General features: G+C 66.1%; 19 protein-coding genes. 11 read left to right on the forward strand and 8 right to left on the reverse strand.

The window, feature by feature from the left end; all coding sequences use genetic code 11:
• Positions 1 to 8 precede the first annotated feature (8 nt).
• From CCK87_RS01510 to CCK87_RS01525, 4 genes are all read left to right on the forward strand, one after another.
• The gene (locus CCK87_RS01510; protein WP_086459753.1) at positions 9 to 1295 is read left to right on the forward strand and encodes a saccharopine dehydrogenase C-terminal domain-containing protein; all 1287 of its coding nucleotides are present in this window, start codon (positions 9 to 11) and stop codon (positions 1293 to 1295) included.
• Positions 1296 to 1308: 13 nt separating this feature from the next.
• Entirely contained in the window at positions 1309 to 2418 is a 1110-nt protein-coding gene (gene menC, locus CCK87_RS01515) for an o-succinylbenzoate synthase (RefSeq protein WP_086459754.1), read from the forward strand.
• A 185-nt stretch (positions 2419 to 2603) separates the two neighbouring features.
• Complete coding sequence (locus tag CCK87_RS01520; protein ID WP_086459755.1) at positions 2604 to 4436, forward strand: helicase HerA-like domain-containing protein; 1833 nt, start codon at positions 2604 to 2606, stop codon at positions 4434 to 4436.
• 25 nt (positions 4437 to 4461) lie between these two features.
• The gene (locus tag CCK87_RS01525) at positions 4462 to 4872 is read left to right on the forward strand and encodes a DUF3224 domain-containing protein (RefSeq protein ID WP_086459756.1); all 411 of its coding nucleotides are present in this window, start codon (positions 4462 to 4464) and stop codon (positions 4870 to 4872) included.
• On the opposite strand, the gene CCK87_RS01530 is transcribed toward CCK87_RS01525, so the two are convergent.
• A complete protein-coding gene (locus CCK87_RS01530) occupies positions 4869 to 5495 on the reverse strand; it encodes a hypothetical protein (protein WP_140162738.1) in 627 nt (208 codons plus the stop codon). The two genes, CCK87_RS01525 and CCK87_RS01530, sit on opposite strands and share 4 nt — an antisense overlap.
• Before the next feature lie 120 nt (positions 5496 to 5615).
• Positions 5616 to 6167: a TetR/AcrR family transcriptional regulator gene (locus CCK87_RS01535; RefSeq protein ID WP_170927104.1), complete on the reverse strand. Its 552-nt coding sequence runs from the start codon at positions 6165 to 6167 to the stop codon at positions 5616 to 5618.
• Positions 6168 to 6443: 276 nt separating this feature from the next.
• Here CCK87_RS01535 and CCK87_RS01540 point away from each other — a divergent pair, with 276 nt between their 5' ends.
• Entirely contained in the window at positions 6444 to 7385 is a 942-nt protein-coding gene (locus tag CCK87_RS01540) for an aldo/keto reductase (protein ID WP_086459759.1), read from the forward strand.
• Here CCK87_RS01540 and CCK87_RS01545 read toward each other — a convergent pair.
• The gene (locus CCK87_RS01545) at positions 7382 to 8740 is read right to left on the reverse strand and encodes a protein kinase (RefSeq protein ID WP_249273656.1); all 1359 of its coding nucleotides are present in this window, start codon (positions 8738 to 8740) and stop codon (positions 7382 to 7384) included. The genes CCK87_RS01540 and CCK87_RS01545 overlap by 4 nt on opposite strands.
• Positions 8741 to 8980: 240 nt before the next feature.
• Between CCK87_RS01545 and CCK87_RS01550 the strand changes: the two genes are divergently transcribed.
• Positions 8981 to 9487 carry a GNAT family N-acetyltransferase gene (locus CCK87_RS01550; protein ID WP_086459761.1) on the forward strand — a complete coding sequence of 169 codons (507 nt, stop codon included), beginning with the start codon at positions 8981 to 8983 and terminating at the stop codon, positions 9485 to 9487.
• A 53-nt stretch (positions 9488 to 9540) separates the two neighbouring features.
• Positions 9541 to 10143: a DUF6328 family protein gene (locus CCK87_RS01555; protein WP_349289978.1), complete on the forward strand. Its 603-nt coding sequence runs from the start codon at positions 9541 to 9543 to the stop codon at positions 10141 to 10143.
• Here the strand turns inward: CCK87_RS01555 and CCK87_RS01560 are convergent.
• The 3 genes from CCK87_RS01560 to CCK87_RS01570 all read right to left on the reverse strand — a co-directional run bounded on the left by CCK87_RS01560 (position 10089) and on the right by CCK87_RS01570 (position 12040).
• On the reverse strand, positions 10089 to 11240 hold the full coding sequence (locus CCK87_RS01560; protein WP_086459762.1) for a DNA alkylation repair protein: 1152 nt from the start codon (positions 11238 to 11240) through the stop codon (positions 10089 to 10091). The two genes, CCK87_RS01555 and CCK87_RS01560, sit on opposite strands and share 55 nt — an antisense overlap.
• 55 nt (positions 11241 to 11295) lie before the next feature.
• The gene (locus CCK87_RS01565) at positions 11296 to 11601 is read right to left on the reverse strand and encodes an SHOCT domain-containing protein (protein WP_086459763.1); all 306 of its coding nucleotides are present in this window, start codon (positions 11599 to 11601) and stop codon (positions 11296 to 11298) included.
• Between the two features lie 82 nt (positions 11602 to 11683).
• Positions 11684 to 12040: a hypothetical protein gene (locus tag CCK87_RS01570; RefSeq protein ID WP_086459764.1), complete on the reverse strand. Its 357-nt coding sequence runs from the start codon at positions 12038 to 12040 to the stop codon at positions 11684 to 11686.
• Positions 12041 to 12095: 55 nt separating this feature from the next.
• On the opposite strand from CCK87_RS01570, the gene CCK87_RS01575 reads away from it, so the two are divergent.
• The gene (locus CCK87_RS01575; RefSeq protein ID WP_086459765.1) at positions 12096 to 12902 is read left to right on the forward strand and encodes a thymidylate synthase; all 807 of its coding nucleotides are present in this window, start codon (positions 12096 to 12098) and stop codon (positions 12900 to 12902) included.
• A complete protein-coding gene (locus CCK87_RS01580; protein WP_086459766.1) occupies positions 12899 to 13402 on the forward strand; it encodes a dihydrofolate reductase in 504 nt (167 codons plus the stop codon). Before CCK87_RS01575 ends, CCK87_RS01580 begins: the two co-directional genes overlap by 4 nt.
• 196 nt (positions 13403 to 13598) lie before the next feature.
• On the opposite strand, the gene CCK87_RS01585 is transcribed toward CCK87_RS01580, so the two are convergent.
• Positions 13599 to 14894, reverse strand: coding sequence for an MFS transporter (locus tag CCK87_RS01585; protein ID WP_086459767.1), 1296 nt, complete (start codon positions 14892 to 14894; stop codon positions 13599 to 13601).
• A gap of 51 nt (positions 14895 to 14945) precedes the next feature.
• On the opposite strand from CCK87_RS01585, the gene CCK87_RS01590 reads away from it, so the two are divergent.
• Entirely contained in the window at positions 14946 to 16061 is a 1116-nt protein-coding gene (locus CCK87_RS01590; protein ID WP_086459768.1) for an AI-2E family transporter, read from the forward strand.
• Between the two features lie 99 nt (positions 16062 to 16160).
• Positions 16161 to 16724, forward strand: coding sequence for a manganese efflux pump MntP family protein (locus CCK87_RS01595; protein WP_086459769.1), 564 nt, complete (start codon positions 16161 to 16163; stop codon positions 16722 to 16724).
• Positions 16725 to 16754: 30 nt separating this feature from the next.
• Here the strand turns inward: CCK87_RS01595 and CCK87_RS01600 are convergent, their stop codons facing one another.
• Positions 16755 to 17234: a PPOX class F420-dependent oxidoreductase gene (locus CCK87_RS01600; protein WP_086459770.1), complete on the reverse strand. Its 480-nt coding sequence runs from the start codon at positions 17232 to 17234 to the stop codon at positions 16755 to 16757.
• Positions 17235 to 17247: the final 13 nt, after the last annotated feature.

Consider the following 17247-nt stretch of genomic DNA (forward strand, 5'->3'; position numbering starts at 1 on the left):
GTTCACCCATGAGAATTCTCCTGGTCGGTGCCGGCGGCGTCGGTGACGCCATTGCCAAGATCGCAGCGCGGCGGTCGTTCTTCGAGCAGATCGTGGTGACCGACTACGACGTCTCGCGCGCCCAGCGCACCGTCGACTGGATCGCGTCGAAGCACGGCAGCGAGGTCGCCGGCCGATTCGCGGTCGACGCGATCGACGCATCCGACCCCGACAACGTCGCCGACGTCGCCACGAGGCACGGCGCCACCCACGTGATGAATGCTGTGGAGCCCAAGTTCGTGCCCACGATCTTCGCCGGTGCTCTCGCGGCCGGCGCCGACTACCTCGACATGGCGATGAGCCTCTCAGAGCCGCACCCCACCGACCCGCACTCCGAAACGGGTGTGAAGCTCGGCGACGACCAGTTCGCGCAGGCGGCCGACTGGGAGACGGCGGGCCGTCTGGCGCTGGTGGGCATCGGAGTAGAACCGGGGCTCAGCGACGTGTTCGCGCGCTATGCCGCCGATCACCTCTTCTCGGAGATCGACGAGCTCGGCACCCGCGACGGCGCCAACCTCGTGGTGCGCGACGAGGCCGGCAATGAGATCTTCGCGCCCAGCTTCTCGATCTGGACCACGATCGAGGAGTGCCTGAACCCTCCCGTGATCTGGGAGAAGGATCGGGGCTGGTTCACCACGCCGCCGTTCTCCGAGCCCGAGATCTTCACCTTTCCCGAGGGCATCGGCGATGTCGAGTGCGTCAACGTCGAGCACGAAGAAGTCCTGCTGATGCCGCGCTGGGTCGACGCCAAGCGCGTGACCTTCAAATACGGCCTCGGCAACGAGTTCATCGGCATTCTCAAGACACTGCACCAGCTCGGCCTCGACTCCACCGTTCCCGTGCGAGTGCGTTCGGCCGCCGGCCCCGTCGAGGTGGCGCCCCGCGACGTGGTCGCTGCCGGACTGCCCGACCCGGCGACCCTCGGCCCGCGCATGACGGGCAAGACCTGTGCCGGGCTGTGGGTCACGGGAACCGGCGTCGACGGTCGCCCGCGCGAGGTCTACCTCTACCACGTGGCCGACAACGAGTGGACGATGCGCGAGTACGAGGCGCAGTGCGTGGTGTGGCAGACGGCGCTGAACCCTGTGATCGGACTCGAGCTGCTCAGCACCGGCGCCTGGTCGGGTGTCGGTGTGCTCGGCCCGGAGGCGTTCGACGCCCGCGCCTTCCTCGAACTGATGCGGGCTCCCGAGTCCGACGGGGGCTACGGGCAGGCGTGGGGGCTCGAAGACCGCCTCGTTCCACTCATTTCGTGAGCGGGCCGCGCGCATGAAGATCGAGCGCGTCACCCTGCACCGCCTCGCCATGCCTCTCGTCAGGCCCTTCGAGACGAGCTTCGGAACGCAGACCGAACGCGATGTACTCCTCGTGCACGTCGTCACCTCCGACGGAGTCGAGGGGTGGGGCGAATGCGTGGCGGGAGCCGACCCCGTGTATTCGAGCGAGTACGTGTCGGGGTGCGAACACCTCATCGAAAACTACCTGGCTCCCGCGATTCTGGCCGAGCCCGACATCACGGCCGAGACACTGGATGCGCGGCTGCGCTTCGTGGTCGGCCACCGCATGGCGAAGGCCGCCGTCGAGGCGGCCGTTCTGGATGCCCAGCTGCGCGCATCCGGAGTCTCATTCGGGAGTTACCTCGGCGCCGTGCGCGACGAGGTCGACTGCGGTGTCTCGGTAGGCATCGCGCCGACTCTCGACGAGCTGCTCGACGAGGTCTCGGGCTATGTTGCGGAGGGATATCGGCGCATCAAGTTGAAGATCAGGCCCGGCTGGGACCTGGAGCCCGTGGGCGCCGTGCGTGCGCTGATCGGTGACGACGCCCTGCTGCAGGTCGACGCGAACACGGCGTACACGACCGACGACATCGACCACCTGCGCCAACTCGATCAGTTCGGGCTGCTGCTCATCGAGCAGCCCTTCGTCGAAGACGACATCGCGGCTCATGCGCTTCTCGCGGCTGCCATCGACACGCCGGTCTGCCTCGACGAGTCCATCACCTCGGCCGCCGTCGCGCGCGACGCGATCGAACGCGATGCGACATCGATCATCAACGTGAAGCCGGGCAGGGTCGGGGGATACCTCGAGTCGGTGCGCATCCACGATGTGTGCGCGGGGCGCGACATCGCCGCGTGGGTCGGCGGCATGCTCGAGACGGGATTGGGCAGAGCCGCCAATGTCGCTCTCGCCGCACTGCCCGGATTCACCCTGCCGGGAGACACCTCCGCGTCGCGCCGGTACTACGCGGAAGATCTCACGGAGCCTTTCGAGCTCGTCGACGGCCGCCTCCGGGTTCCCACGGGGCCGGGAACGGGAGTGACCGTGCGCCAGGAGCTCGTCGCCTCGTGGGCGACCCGCCCGCCGCTACTCCTCCGCTGAGCGGGCGCCGCCGTTTACTGAGCTGGGCCTTCGTACCCGGGCGGGGCCGTCGTTCCCTGAGCCTGTCGAAGGGCGGCCGCGAAAAGGTGCACTCCGGGCGCCAGCTCGTCGCTATACGACGAGGTGGCGCTGCAGCTGCACGAAATCGACAAAGCCGAGGCGCGCTGCGTGGGTAGAGTTTGGTCATGACGAACGCCGACGGTTCTGTTCAGGATGCTGCTGCCGCACTCGCGCAGGCGAGGGCTGCGGCCGCCGCGGCGCAGGCTGCTGCGGATGCGGCTCAGGCCGCTCTCGACGAGGCGACGCAGCGGGCGGCGTCCGCAGGGGCCGCGGCGGCTGCGGACGCCGATGACCCGGCGCCTTCCGGGTCTTCGGCGCCCACCCGGCCCGTCGCATCCGGGCCCCTCAGTGATGCAGCGGTCGAGGCCGTTCGCGCGGGCTACGACTTCGAAGGCGAGGCCCTGCAGATGGGGGCACTCGTCAACGGAGAGGCGCTCGCCGATGTGCAGGTGCGCATTCCCCTCGGCATGATCGCGCGGCACGGACTCGTCGCCGGCGCCACCGGAACAGGAAAGACGAAGACGCTGCAGGGCCTCGCCGAGCAGCTCTCCGCGGCGGGCGTGCCCGTGTTCGCGGCAGACATCAAGGGCGACCTGTCGGGCATCGCCACGGCGGGCGCGTCGAGCGACAAACTCGCGGTGCGCACCCGAGGGATCGGGCAGGACTGGAAGCCGACCGCGTTTCCCACCGAGTACTTCACGCTGGGCGGCCTCGGCACCGGAGTGCCGATCCGCGCCACGATCACCAGTTTCGGACCGCTGCTGCTGTCGAAAGTGCTCGGTCTCAACGAGACGCAGGAGTCGAGCCTCGGGCTCGTGTTCCACTACGCCGACTCGCAGGGTCTGCCTCTCGTCGACCTCTCCGACCTGCGCTCGGTTCTGAGCTACCTGCAGAGCGACGAGGGTAAGGGCGAGCTTAAGGAGCTCGGCGGCCTCGCGCCCGCCACGGTCGGCGTGATCCTGCGCGAGCTCATCACCTTCGCCGACCAGGGCGCCGATGTGTTCTTCGGTGAACCAGAAATCGACACAGCCGACTTCCTGCGGCTCGCATCCGACGGCCGGGGCATCGTCAGCCTGCTCGAGGTTCCCGGTGTGCAGGACAAGCCCGCGCTGTTCTCCACTTTCCTCATGTGGCTGCTGGCCGACCTCATGAACGACCTCCCCGAGGTCGGAGACATCGACAAGCCCAAGCTGGTCTTCTTCTTCGACGAGGCGCATCTCCTCTTCGCCGACGCTTCGAAGGATTTCCTCGCCGCCATCACCCAGACGGTGCGTCTCATCCGTTCGAAGGGCGTGGGCATCTTCTTCGTCACCCAGACCCCGAAGGACGTGCCGGGCGACGTGCTCGCGCAACTCGGCTCGAGAGTGCAGCACCAGCTTCGTGCGCACACTCCGGATGATGCCAAGGCTCTGCGGCAGACCGTTCAGACCTACCCGGTGAGTGAATACGACCTGGGCGAGGTCTTGCAGAGCCTGGCAATCGGCGAGGCGATCGTCACGGTGATGAACGAGAAGGGTGCTCCGACCCCGGTCGCGTGGACGCGGATGCGCGCCCCTCAGGGGTCGATGGATCCGACCCCGGCGGCCGACATGCAGGCCACGGTGCAGGCGTCGCCGCTGCTGGCCCGCTACGGAGTCGCGGTCGACCCGGACTCGGCCAAGGAGATGCTGGCGCGTCGGCTCGACGCCGCATCCGCCGCTGCAGCGCAGAAGGAGGCCGCCGAGGCCGCCGCGGAACAGGCGGCGAAGAGCGAGAAGGAGCGCTTGGCCGCTCAGAAGAAGATCGACGCCGAATACGACCGGATGGCCAGGCAGAGCCAGCCTCGCCGCACAACGCGGGGGTCGTCGTCTCGGAGAACATCGAAGACGCCGATAGAGCAGGTGCTCGGATCGCCCGTCGCGAAGACGATCCTCACCGAGGTGATGCGCGGAATCTTCGGCAACGCTCGTCGACGCTGACCAGCCGACGCTCTAGGATCGCCTCATGATCGAAGACGCTCCCATTATCGCCCCCTTCGAGATCGCCGGCTGGGAACAGCAGCCGTACGGCGATGAGGGGGAGCGCAACGAACTGGCCCAGGTGACGGTGACGAAGATCTTCACCGGAGACATCGAAGGGCAGAGCGTGGCTCGGCTTCTGATGGCGGGCAATCCTGCCGGCGCCGGGTACCTCGCATCCGAGATTTTCACGGGCGTCGTGGGAACCAGGTCGGGATCGTTCGTGGTGCAGCACGGCGGTCTGGTCGACGGAGCAGACGCCCACTCCTTCGGAAGCATCGTTCCCGGGTCAGGAACGGGCGAGTTGGCCGGCGTGAGAGGTGAGGCAATCTACGCGAACAACGAGGAAGGGCACACGCTGACGTTGACCCTGCGCTTCGTCGACGAGTCGGCCTAGCGCACCACGAGGTTCTCGGGGGACATGAGAAGGATGAGAACCAGCGACAGCGCCGCGATCGCGCCGGCCGAGACCGCTGCGCCGAGCCATGGCCAGCGCTCGAACCAGTAGAGGATCGATGAGAAGTCGCGGCGCAACTCCGCCCGCGTCAACGGCTCCTCGATGCGCTTGACGGGAACGTCGAACGCCGATGCCATGGCCTCGATGCTGGCGGATGACCAGAACTGCCCTCGCATTCGCAGGAGCGCTTCACCGTTCGTATCGAGAAGGAAGAGCTGCAGCACCGTGTCGAGCGATTGACCGCGGTAGGCGGTGATGATGAGCACGCTTTCGATGCGCTTGCTCGCGACTCTGTTGCTCGTGAAAAAGCCGCGCTCCGAGACGCAGTCGTGTGCGAGGCGAATCGACACGCGCGACAGGAGGAACGAGGCCGTGGCGTAGATCGCGGTCACGACGAGCAGGGCGACGAAGACCCGCGGCCACGTTCCCCGCGGGATGGAGAACCAGAAGACGGCGGCGAAAACCGGGATGAGCAGCGCGGCCGTGACGAGGCGGGTCTGCCCGTGCAACTGGTCTATGGGGCGAAGAACGCGGTCGGTGCGCGACTGGGGATTCTGTATCACCGCGACCTCGATCCTTCGATGCAGAGCCACGAGTGGGCACGCCTGCTTCGATCATCGTAGGTCGACGGGTGACGCACCCGACAGCCGCATTAATGAGGACATGCCTGTCGGCACGCGCTCCTAGCTGGCGGCGACGGTCTCGCTCGACCCGACCAGCTCGACGGCCACATCGGCGAGACGCTCGATCAGCTCGTCGGAGGCGGGCTTGTGCAACACGAGTTCGCTGAAGTAGACGGGGCCCACGAGCTCGGCAAACTGTTCGATCGACACCGGTCCGACCAACTCGCGCAGCTGCTCGAGGCGCTTGCCGCTCATGTCGTCCATCGACGCGACTGCCTTGTCCTCCTGGGTTGCGTGGTTGATCAATGAGGTCAGGGCGACTTTGGTGATCGGCTCGTGGATGCCGTCGCGCACGCTGGTCAGAAAGTGCACGACGCGTTCCCGCGTCGACAGACCCTCCGGGTCGAATCCGTCGGAGCCAGGAGCGAGGCTGACCGCCTCGCTGATGACCTGCTCGATCGTGCCCCAGTGCACGTACAGCGTGCGGCGGGAGACCTCAGCCTCTTTCGCGAGGCTGCTCAGCGTGATGGTCTCGCCGTTTCGCTCGGAGAGCATGCGGCGCGTCGTCTCGAGGACGTGCAGTCGGGTTCTTTTGATTCGAGGATCGGTCACGACAGTAATGATAGGCGGTACGTATCCTTTGCAGCATGAGCTTGACTCGACTCGCGACGCCCTGTAGGTCTTTTCCAAGAATTCACCAATACCGTCGGATCGGCGTGAACGGAAGAGCGCGCATCTCGAGAGATACATTTTTCACCTCATGAATCACCCCTGGAGCTCCGAATAATCAGAGTGAGGCACGATCAGCGACGCAGCGGAGACGCCACGACCGCCCTAGTCTTGCGATTCATATAATACAGTGTGTATATAAAACCGAAGGAGTCACCCATGACTGTCATTGGATCATCCGATCTCACCGTTTTTCCGCTCGCTCTGGGCGCAAACACCTTCGGGTGGACGAGTGACGAGGCGTCGTCGCACGAGGTGCTCGACGCGTTCGTCGCCGGCGGTGGCGACCTCATCGATACGGCAGATGTCTACTCGGCGTGGGTGCCCGGCAACACGGGCGGCGAATCGGAGTCGATCATCGGCCGGTGGATGGCGGACCGCGGCAACAGGTCGAACGTCGTCGTCTCGACCAAGGTGAGTCAGCACCCCGAGTTCAGTGGTCTCTCGGCCGCTAACGTCGCAGCGGCAGCTGATGCGAGCCTCGCCCGCCTGGCGACCGACTACATCGACCTCTACTACGCGCACTACGACGACGAGAACACGCCGCTCGAAGAAACGGTGGCCGCGTTCGACGCACTGGTCACTGCAGGAAAGATCCGCTACGTCGGCATCTCGAACTTCTCTGCCGAGCGCGTGTCGGAGTGGGTCGGCATCGCCAGGCGCAACGGCTTCGCGGCACCGGTGGCGCTTCAGCCTCATTACAACCTCGTGCACCGATCAGACTTCGAGGAGCACCTCGCGCCCGTCGCCGAACGCGCGCAGTTGGGCGTTCTTCCCTACTTCGGGCTGGCATCCGGCTTCCTGACCGGCAAGTACCGTACTGCCGCCGACCTCGACCAGAGCAGTCGAGGCGCTGGCGTGAAGGACTATCTGACTGACGAGGGTCTGGGCGTCGTCTCGGCCCTGGCGACGATTGCGGATGCGCGGGGCGTGGCCATCGCGAGTGTCGCGCTGGCATGGTTGTTGGCCCGCCCGACCGTCGTCGCACCCATCGCCAGCGCGCGAACGCGCGCGCAGCTGCCTGATCTACTCGAGGGCGCGCGTCTCGAGCTCACCGAGCAGGAGATCGCACTTCTCGACGACGCGTCTTCGGGTTTTTAGGCTTGAACCGATGCTGCGCCGGAGACGCGGCGCAGCTCGAGGCGCAACTCGAGTTCGCTCATGACCATCGCCGCGAGATCGCTCAGGGTCTGCAGATCGGACGAGGTCGTCTCGCGCGGTTCGAAGTCGAGCACGCAGAGCGTGCCAAGATTGTGGCCGTCACGACTGGTCAGCGGAACGCCTGCGTAGAACTTCAGCCCGAATTCTCCAGCCACGAGTGGATTCGCCATCGCGCGCGGATCGAACGTGGCATCATCCACGACCCACGGCTCGCCGCCGAGGATCGCGGACGCGCACAGACCCGCGTCACGACCGATCTCGGTGATCTCGAGCCCGTGATGCGATTTGAACCAGATGCGGTCGAAGTCGACGATGCTGACGATGGCGACGGGCACGTCGAACAGCCGGGCGGCCAAGGCGGTGATCCGGTCGAACGCGCCGTCGGGCGGGGTGTCCAGCACGTCGTATCTTCTGACCGCCGCGAGCCGTGTCGCTTCGTCGCTGGGCAGTACGCCCGCCTCGGGGGCGCTGTGCCGCCCGGAGTCGGTGAGAAAGGCGCGCCGGAAGAACAGGATGATCTCGCCCAAAGCGGGCCTGTCGGCGACCGAGCGCGACGTCATCCCCGTGAGCAGGATGCGCCAATCCACCGGCAGATCGTCGGGAACCTCGGGGTCGTCGATGAGGCGCGCCATTGCCGCCTGAAGCTTCGGCCCGGTGAAGGAGGGCACTCCGCTCAGACATTCGAGAAGAACGAGTCCGAGCGAATACACGTCGCTCGCCGGCCCGAGGGCCTCGCCCCGCGCCTGCTCCGGGCTGAGGTATGCGGCCGTTCCTGTGGCGGATCCTTCGCTGGCCGGCAGCCCGTTGCGCGACTGTGCGATGCCGAAGTCGGCGAGCTTGGCCCGGGTGCGAACGCCGTGCTCCGTGTACTCGGCCAGCAGGATGTTCGCAGGCTTGACGTCGCGGTGCACGACGCCGTGGTGGTGGGCGTACTCGAGTCCTTCGGCCAGGTCGTAGGCGAGCTGCGCGACCTGGCGTCTGACCATCGGGCCTTCGGCCAGGGCCTCTTTGAGGTTCTTGCCCTTGACGAGTTCCATGACCAGAAAGCGACGGGGGTTCGCGGGGTCGGTACGGTCGATCCCGGCGTCGTGCAGGGTGACGAGGCTCGGGTGGTTGAGGCTGGCCAGCACGGCCAGCTCGTGGTGCTGACGAGCGAGTTCCTCGGTGTTGGCCGGAGCCGGCTCGAAGAGCTTCACAGCCACGTCTCTGCCGAGCAATTGATCATGGGCTCGATAGACCGAGGCCATGCCGCCCTTGCCTACGAAAGAATCGATGCGGTACCGATTGTGCAGCACCGAGTAAGGATGTCGTGTCGCGGTCTCGCTCATCGTGCAGCCCCCATCCCCCGTGGATGCCGTTCACCCCTCTATGTGATCGTAGGTGCGGATCCGACGGAACCTCACCAATGACCTCGGGGGTTGACGAGCGGCGTATGCCGTGCTGCGACGGGCTCAACCGCTTCGTATGCACATGGTGCATCCCGCGACAGGTGCCGCACAAGGACAAAACGCCTATTTGTTTGCGAGGATTGTCTGATGCCCGAAATGATCGAACTCCAGATTCACCACGTCGCCTGGTCCGATCCACGAGCGATCGCGCTTCGCGACGTCATGGATGCGGAGATGCAGGTGCGGTACGGCTTGTCGAGCCCGGCCGACGCCGAGTTGTCGGAGGCGATCCACCGTGCGCTCGCGGTCGACGAGTCGACGGTCGTCGACACGGTACTGCTCGTCGACGATGGCGTGCCCGTCGCGCACGCCGGGCTTCGGATGCTGCAGACCGATTCGGGCGCGGAGTGGGAGGTCAAGAGGGTCATCGTCGACGGCACGCGACGCGGGCGAGGTCTCGGTCGCGCGCTGATGAACGAGATCATCGACATCGCGCGACAGGGTGGTGCCCGGCGCCTCATCCTGCAGGCGGGTGACCGTCAGCCCGAAGCCGTGGGTCTGTACTCCAGCCTCGGATTCACGCCGATCCCTGTCTATGCGCCCTATGCCGAACATATGCCGCAGTCGCTGTGCTTCGAGCTCATTCTTCACTGACCCGCCGAGCACTTTTCGATACTCTGGCGGCACACGCAGCGTGAGGAGTGATCGTGGACACGAAGACCGGCCCCGATGATCTGGATGCCGACCCGAACGACGGTCGCCGCGAGACACTGACCGAGAGGCTCGATCGCAACTGGGACGAGATTCTTCAGGAACTGCGGGTAATCCAGACCGGAACGCAGATTCTCACCGGATTTCTTCTCGCCGCTGTCTTTCAGAGCAGGTTCACCGACCTCGACGACTACCAGAAAGTCGTCTACGCCTCGCTCGTGGTCGTCACCATTCTCACGACCGTAATGGGGCTCGCCCCGGTGAGCCTGCACCGCATTCTCTTTCGACAGCACGCGAAGGCGACGATCGTGGGCGCGACAGACCGCTTCCTTCAGCTGACCATGACCGGTGTCGCCGTCACCCTGGCCGGAACGGCCATGCTCATCTTCGACTTCGTGTTCGGCCGCGCGGGTGGCATCGTCGCCGGCGTCGGCGTGCTGCTCCTCGTCACGCTGCTGTGGGTGGTTGTACCGCGTCGTCTGCGTTCGCGTGTCTCTGCGGCGGCGAGCGCGAGCGCGGGCGCAGCTCCCGATCGGCCGGGCGCTCAACTCGAAGCGAGCGACGACGGGATCTCGACCTCGAAGGAGCGACGCGAGTAGCGCCGCCCGTTGATCTGCAGTTCGATCACGTGGGTGCCCGGGTAGTGCACGCGGGTGGTCATCTGATGGATGGCGTGCCGCTTGCGCAGCACCAGAGTCTCGCCGGGTTGCACGTCTCTGGTGCTGAGTTTGAACACCTTCTCCGCCAGCGCGCCGGAGCTCTTGACGTACGAGACGACGTAGTCGATCGCGAGTCTCGCGGCGTCATCGCCCGCGTTGGTGATGCTGAACGAGAGGGCGAGTGACCCCGGCAGAGTCACCATCTCGTCGGCGAGCGCGATCGGCGAGACCCGCAGCGTGGCATCCGAGAAGCCCATCAGCGCCAACGCGCCGGGGTCGGCTTTCTTGATCAGAGTCCGGAGACCGTGCCGAACGACCCACGCCGTGTTCTCGTCGGGTTCGGCGAGCCAGCGCTCAGCCGTCTGCGCGACCAGCGCCGGGCTCTGTCGACTGAGGTCGTTCAGATGGTTGGCGACCGAGCGGCGCACATACTCACTCGGATCTGTGCGGAGGGCATCGAGAATCGGCACCGTCTTCTCGGGTGACGAGGTGAGTGAGGCGACGCGCACCGCCCACGGCAGGAACGGGCGGGTGCCCTCGGAGGCGAGGCGCCGCACATGCTCGTCGGGACTGCGCGTCCAGGGCAGGATGTTCGTCAACGCGCGATCGAGATCCGAGGCGAGGAATCGCCGGATGGCGAACTCTGCGGTGAGTCGTGGAGTCAACTCCGCCAGGAGGAGAAGCCCATCATCGAAGCGCTCCTGAGCCTCACGAGAGTCGTTCGAGTACCCGCGACGCGCGGCTGTTGTGACCGCCTCTGACACGGGCCAGATCATCCAGCCGGTGAAGCTGGCGGTCTCGAGCGCTCGTCGAATCGTTACGGCCAACCTGTCATACCCGGAGGCCTCGTCGTCGATCACGGTGTCGTTGTCGGACAGGATCGCCTGCGCGACGAGATCGCTGCGCGCACGCAACTGTAGGCCGTCGACCCGCTCGGCTGCCTTTTCGACAGCGAGCCACTCGCCATCGGCTCCGCTGAGGATTTTCGCGAGGCTGCGGACCGTGCCCTGATTGATCAGCTCGTTCATCGCACCCATGCCATCACGTTACTGGCGCGCTCGTCCGCGCACGGCGAAGGTGCTGACCGAAGCGCTACAGCTGCGTCAACAGCCGGGCGCGAGCGACGTCGTATTCGTTGCTGCTGATGGTGCCGGCCGCGCGCAACTGTTCGATCTTTTCGAGCCGCGCCTCGACGCTGGGCTGCGAACTCAGCATGTCGCTGTCGAGCAGCTTCGTCGCGATGTCGGTCTGCATCGTGAGCGGATTGTGCCCGGCGCGGCGTGCACGCATTACGTTGGCGATCACGCTGACGACCACAATGACGAAGACCAGGGCGATGATGCCGCCGACGATCCAGAAGAGGATCGGCATGAAGTCGGGGGTGGTGCTTCCAGGCATGGTGCTTCCCTTCTCTCGATCCCTCCATCCTGCCCGGGATCAGCCCCGAATGGGGGTCATGCGGAGGAAGCTCGGAGGTGGCTCAGGCGTCGATGATCGCGATGAAGCGTGTGCCGATGCCGTCGAGCTCACTGCGCTTGAGGCCGTCGGCCGGCAGCGGAATGTCGCCGATGCTGTGGTGATCGCAGGTGAGATAGGTGAACTCGGGCCACCACTTCTTCGGGCGAACCGACTCCTCGAAGCCGCAGACATCGCAGCGCAGCTGCACCCAGACGGCCTTCTTGCCCGTGCGATTCGCCCGCGACTGCGCCAACCACGGCGGAGGGTTGTCGTTCATCTCCGTGAGCTCGGTCTCGGAGATCTTGGCGGCGATGCCGTGTCTGCGCGCCATCTCCATCGAGATGTCGAGGCGGAGGGCGGCTTCTCGTCGAGTGATCATCGTCAAGCAAGGATAGTTCGTCCCGTCAGGGCATCCGTTCGATTAAGCTCGCAGGGTGCCCACACTTCAGACGCCCTACGAAGATCTGTTGCGCCATGTGCTTGAGACGGGGGCTGCCAAGTCCGACCGCACGGGCACAGGAACGACCAGCGTGTTCGGCGCGCAGCTCCGCTTCGATCTGAGCGAGGGCTTTCCTTTGATCACCACCAAGCGGGTGCATTTCAAGTCGATCGCCTACGAACTCCTCTGGTTCTTGCGCGGGGAGAGCAACGTGGGATGGCTGCGCGATAACGGCGTGACCATCTGGGACGAGTGGGCCGACGCCGACGGCGAGCTCGGCCCGGTCTATGGGGTGCAGTGGCGCTCTTGGCCCACCCCGTCGGGTGGTCACATCGATCAGATCGCGCAGGTGATCGAGACCCTGAAGAGCGACCCGGATTCGCGGCGCATCATCGTCTCGGCATGGAACGTCGCCGAGATCCCCGAGATGGCCCTCGCCCCCTGCCACGCCCTCTTCCAGTTCTACGTCGCCGACGGCAAGCTCTCGTGCCAGCTCTATCAGCGCAGCGCCGACCTGTTCCTCGGCGTGCCCTTCAACATCGCGAGCTACGCGTTGCTGACCCACATGGTGGCGCAGCAGGCGGGCCTCGAAGTCGGCGACTTCATCTGGACCGGCGGCGATTGTCACATCTACGACAACCATGTCGAACAGGTCACCGAGCAGCTCACCCGCGAGCCGTACGCGCTGCCGAAGCTGCGCATCACGCGCACTCCCGACAGCATCTTCGACTACCGGTACGACGACTTCGAGATCGTCGACTACGTGCACCACCCCGCCATCAAGGCGCCTGTCGCCGTATGACCATCGCGCTCATCTGGGCCGAGGCCCGTGGGGGAGTCATCGGCGACGCCGGCACGATCCCGTGGCACCTGCCCGAAGACCTCGCGCACTTCAAAGAGGTCACGCTCGGCGGCACGGTTGTGATGGGGCGGCGCACCTGGCAGTCCCTGCCTGAGCGGTTCCGACCTCTGCCGGGCCGTCGCAACGTCGTCGTGACCCGCGACGCCGCCTGGTCGGCAGACGGTGCCGAGATCGCGCATTCGCTCGACGAGATTCTGGATGCCGGCGGTTCCGACGACACATCGGCCCCGGTCTGGGTGATCGGAGGCGGCGAGATCTACGCGCAGTCGCTGGCGCGTGCATCCCGGCTCGAGGTCACCGAGGTCGACCTCGACGTCGCGGGCGACACGAGAGCGCCCACGATCGATCACGCTGTGTGGCAGGTCGCACACGAGACCGAGTGGGTCGAGTCGCGCACCGGCACCCGCTACCGTTTCCTGAGCTACGAGCGGCGCCGTTAGCGCTCTCCGCGCTGGTCACCTAGCCTGAGCCCGTCTGCGGACGCAGCGTTCCGAGACTGACATGGCACGAAGGGCGACCTCGCCCGACCCTGGACCACACTCTGCGACATCTCACCGAGCTGACACGCTCAGTTGTGATGCTGAGGTGGCGCATCTGACGAGTTTGCCCGGGTGACGAGCCGCCGTACGCGTCATCTCACCGCCGGGGGTCTTCGTCGCGGGCCGTGCGGTGCCAGTCGTCTTCGAGCATCCGGGGCCGTGCGACCACTCGGCCCGCGACAGCGATGACGACGAGGGTGAGCAGCAGGAACGCGAGGGGTGCGGTCCAGCCTCCGGAGAGCTCGTGCAGAACGCCGACGAGCAGCGGTCCCAGTGCCCCGAGCGCGTAGCCCACACCCTGCGTGAACCCGCTGAGCGCGACGGTTCCCTGCGGCGTGCGGCTCCGCAACCCGACGAGAACGAGCACGAGAGGAAACGTCAGCGGCCCGGCGCCGACGAGCGCCACCCATACCCAGGGAAGCGCGGCCGGCGCGAGCAGGAGGCCTGCGTACCCGGCCGCGAAGCAGACGATCCCGAGCGCGATCAGCGGCGCCACCGATCGCATCCGGCTCGCGAGAATCGGCACGGCGAGGGAGAACGGAATGCCCATACCGGCGTACAGCGAGAGCAGAACTCCCGCCTGAGCAGGTGACACCCCGGCGAGGTCCGTCAAGAGTTCGGGAAGCCACGCGAAGGCAGCGTAGACGTTGAGGCTCGTCATGCCGAAGAGCAAGCCCATCGACCAGGCCAGGGGCGAGCGCCACACCCGGCCGACGAGGGCGGGTGAGATCTCCGGCAGCGGCTCGGCGTCGAGGCGCGAATCGGATGCCGCCGGTGCGGCCGTCGCCGCCGCCCGGCGGTCGCGCATCCACAGACCGAGCCACGGAACGATCGCGACCACGGCGAGCGCCGCCCACATCGAGACACTGACGCGCCAGCCGATCGAGTCGGCCACGGGCACCGCGACGAGCGGCGGGATCAGACTGAACAGCGCCATGATCGTGACGTACATCGAGGTGAGCGGGCCGATCGAGGCGGGGAAGTACTTCTTGACGACCGGCGGAAGAACCACGTTCGCCACGCCCATGCCGGCGAAGGTGAGCACGCTCGCCAGGGCGAGAACGGCGTAATTCGGTGCGAGGCCGCGAGCCAGGTGCCCGATCAGGATGGCGCCCAGTGCGACGATCAACAGGGTCTCGAGGCGCAGGTGCCGCTTCAGAACGGGGGCCAGCAGTCCGAAGGCGGCGAAGCAGAGCGGAGGAAGCGTTCCGAGGAGGCCCACGCCCACGCTGTCGACGGGAACGTCGACGCTGATCTGGGAGAAGATCGGCGACAGTGCTGCCACGGCCGTGCGCAGATTCACGGCGACGAGAACGATGCCGACGAGAGCGAGCGCTCGGCCTCCTGCTCGCGAGGCCGGTGCCCCGCTCGCAAGATCTGGGCTGGTCGACACCGGCCAAGTCTAGGGGGATGGCAATATTCGATCTTTCCCTAGGGTGTGTATATGACCGTTCCCTCTGGTGAGCCCTCGGCTACTCCGTCTCTGCGTTCCTTGCTCACCGACAAGATGGGGGCTCTGGCCATTCGCAGTGGCCAGATCATCATCGTGCTGGCGCTGGCCGTGATCGTCGTGTTCGCGCTCGTGCAGCTCAAGCTCGTGGTGATTCCCGTGCTGATCGCGCTCATCATCGCGGCGGCGGCGTCTCCCATCATGCGGTTCCTCAAGAACCGAGGCATGTCGGCGATTCTCGCGACCTGGCTCACGCTGCTCGCGGGCATCCTCGTGATCGGCGGCCTCGTCACGCTCATCGTCTTCGCCGTGCGCGGCCAGTGGGACACGCTGGCGTCATCGGCCAAGGACGGCCTCGATCAGCTGCAGGACTTCATCACGAACGGGCCGATACCCGTCGATGCATCGCAGATCGAGTCGGGCAAGCAGGCGCTGATCGACTTCGCGACGAGCAGCCAGGCAGGATCGGGTGCGCTGGCCGGCGCGTCTGTCGTGGGTGAACTGGCCACGGGCGCCGCGCTGGCCGTCGTCATCCTGTTCTTCTTCCTCAAAGACGGACCCACGATCTGGGCCTTCTTCCTGCGCCCGTTCCGAGGTCACCGCAAGGCCCGCGGAGAGCGGATCGGCGCGACCGCAGTTCGCGTTCTGGGTGGCTATGTTCGTGGGACCGCCATCATCGCCTTCGTCGACGCGGCCGGCATCGGCATCGGCCTCGCGATTCTCGGCGTCCCCCTGGCCCTGCCGCTCGCCGTGATCGTGTTCGTCACCGCGTTCATCCCCATCGTGGGTGCGACCGCCGCGGGAATCCTCGCCGCACTCGTCGCCCTGGTGGCGAACGGCCCCGTAGTCGCCCTCATCGTGGTCATCATCGTGGTGGTCGTCAACCAGCTCGAGGGCAACTTCCTGCAGCCCGTGGTCATGGCGCAGTCGCTGAAACTGCACCCCCTCGTCATCCTGGTCGCCCTCACCGCAGGAACGATCCTCGGCGGCATCACGGGAGCGGTGCTCGCCGTACCGATCGCCGCCGTCGGATGGGCCATCGTCAAGACGTGGAACGACGACGCGCCGCACGCTCCAGCCCCGGCGGTTAGGCAGCCCGAAAAGCCGTGAATCCGGGCTTTTCGGCGCTCAGCGCGGAGGCCGGCTGGCATTCTTGAAGCCTCAACGACGAGCAGTACTTCTTGTTCGTCGTGAAAGGTCTCCCATCGCATGGCCCTCTGGTCTGTCTTCTTCGTTGCGCTCGGAGTCTCGGCCGACGCGTTCGCCATCGCTCTCGGCAAGGGCATGCACATGCGCCGATTCAACCTGCGCAATGCGCTCGTCATCGCCGCGGCGTTCGGCCTGTTCCAGGGCGTGATGCCGGTCATCGGGTGGTTGCTCGGCACGCAGTTCGCGTCGTACATCACGGGCATCGACCACTGGGTCGCCTTCGTGCTTCTCGGCCTCATCGGCGGAAAGATGTTGTGGGAGGCGTTCTCGAACCCTGAGGACAAAGAAGTCGACGATCGATTGAAGATTCGCGAACTCCTGGTGCTCTCGGTGGCCACGAGTGTCGACGCGCTCGCGGTGGGCCTGTCGTTCGCCTTCCTCGCGATCTCGATCACCGAGACGGCCGTTCTCATCGGAGTAACGACGTTCGTGCTCACTCTCGCTGGAATCGTGATCGGCCATAGGGCGGGCGTCAAATTCCGGCGCCCCGCTGAGATCGCGGGTGGGGTGATCCTCATCCTCATCGGCACCCGGATTCTCCTCGACCACCTCGGAATCCTCTGATACTCGCGCCGATTAGACGGCCGAGGCGGCTCAGGCTCCGTCGAGGCGCGCCGCGACGTCTGCCGGGAATCCTCCCGTGGAGACAGGGCTCCAGCGAGTGGGCGTGATGCGCAGCAGCGACTTGTTCTGGAGGGCCATGGCGGCGCGGTACTCCTGCCAGTCGGGGTGCTCGCCGGCGATGCTGCGGTAGTAGTCGACGAGCGCGTCGGACGCCTCTGGCATGTGCAGCACCTCGGCATCGCCGTCGACCTGGATCCAGGCGTCGTTCCAGTCGTCCGAGAGCACCAGTACCGAGACGTCCGAGCGGCGCTCGGCGTTGCGGGTCTTCGCGCGTGCGGGATACGTGGAGATCACGATCCGGCCCTCGTCGTCGACTCCGCCGGAGACCGGCGACATCTGGGGCCGGCCGTCTGCGCGCGTCGTGGCCACGAGCATCCGGTGTCGTGGGCGCACGAATTCGAGCATGCCCTCGCGGTCGACGGAGGTGTTGGTGGAGATCGTTCGTGCCATGCGACAAGGCTAT

Source organism: Agreia sp. VKM Ac-1783 (assembly GCF_900177765.1).
Lineage (GTDB): Bacteria > Actinomycetota > Actinomycetes > Actinomycetales > Microbacteriaceae > Agreia.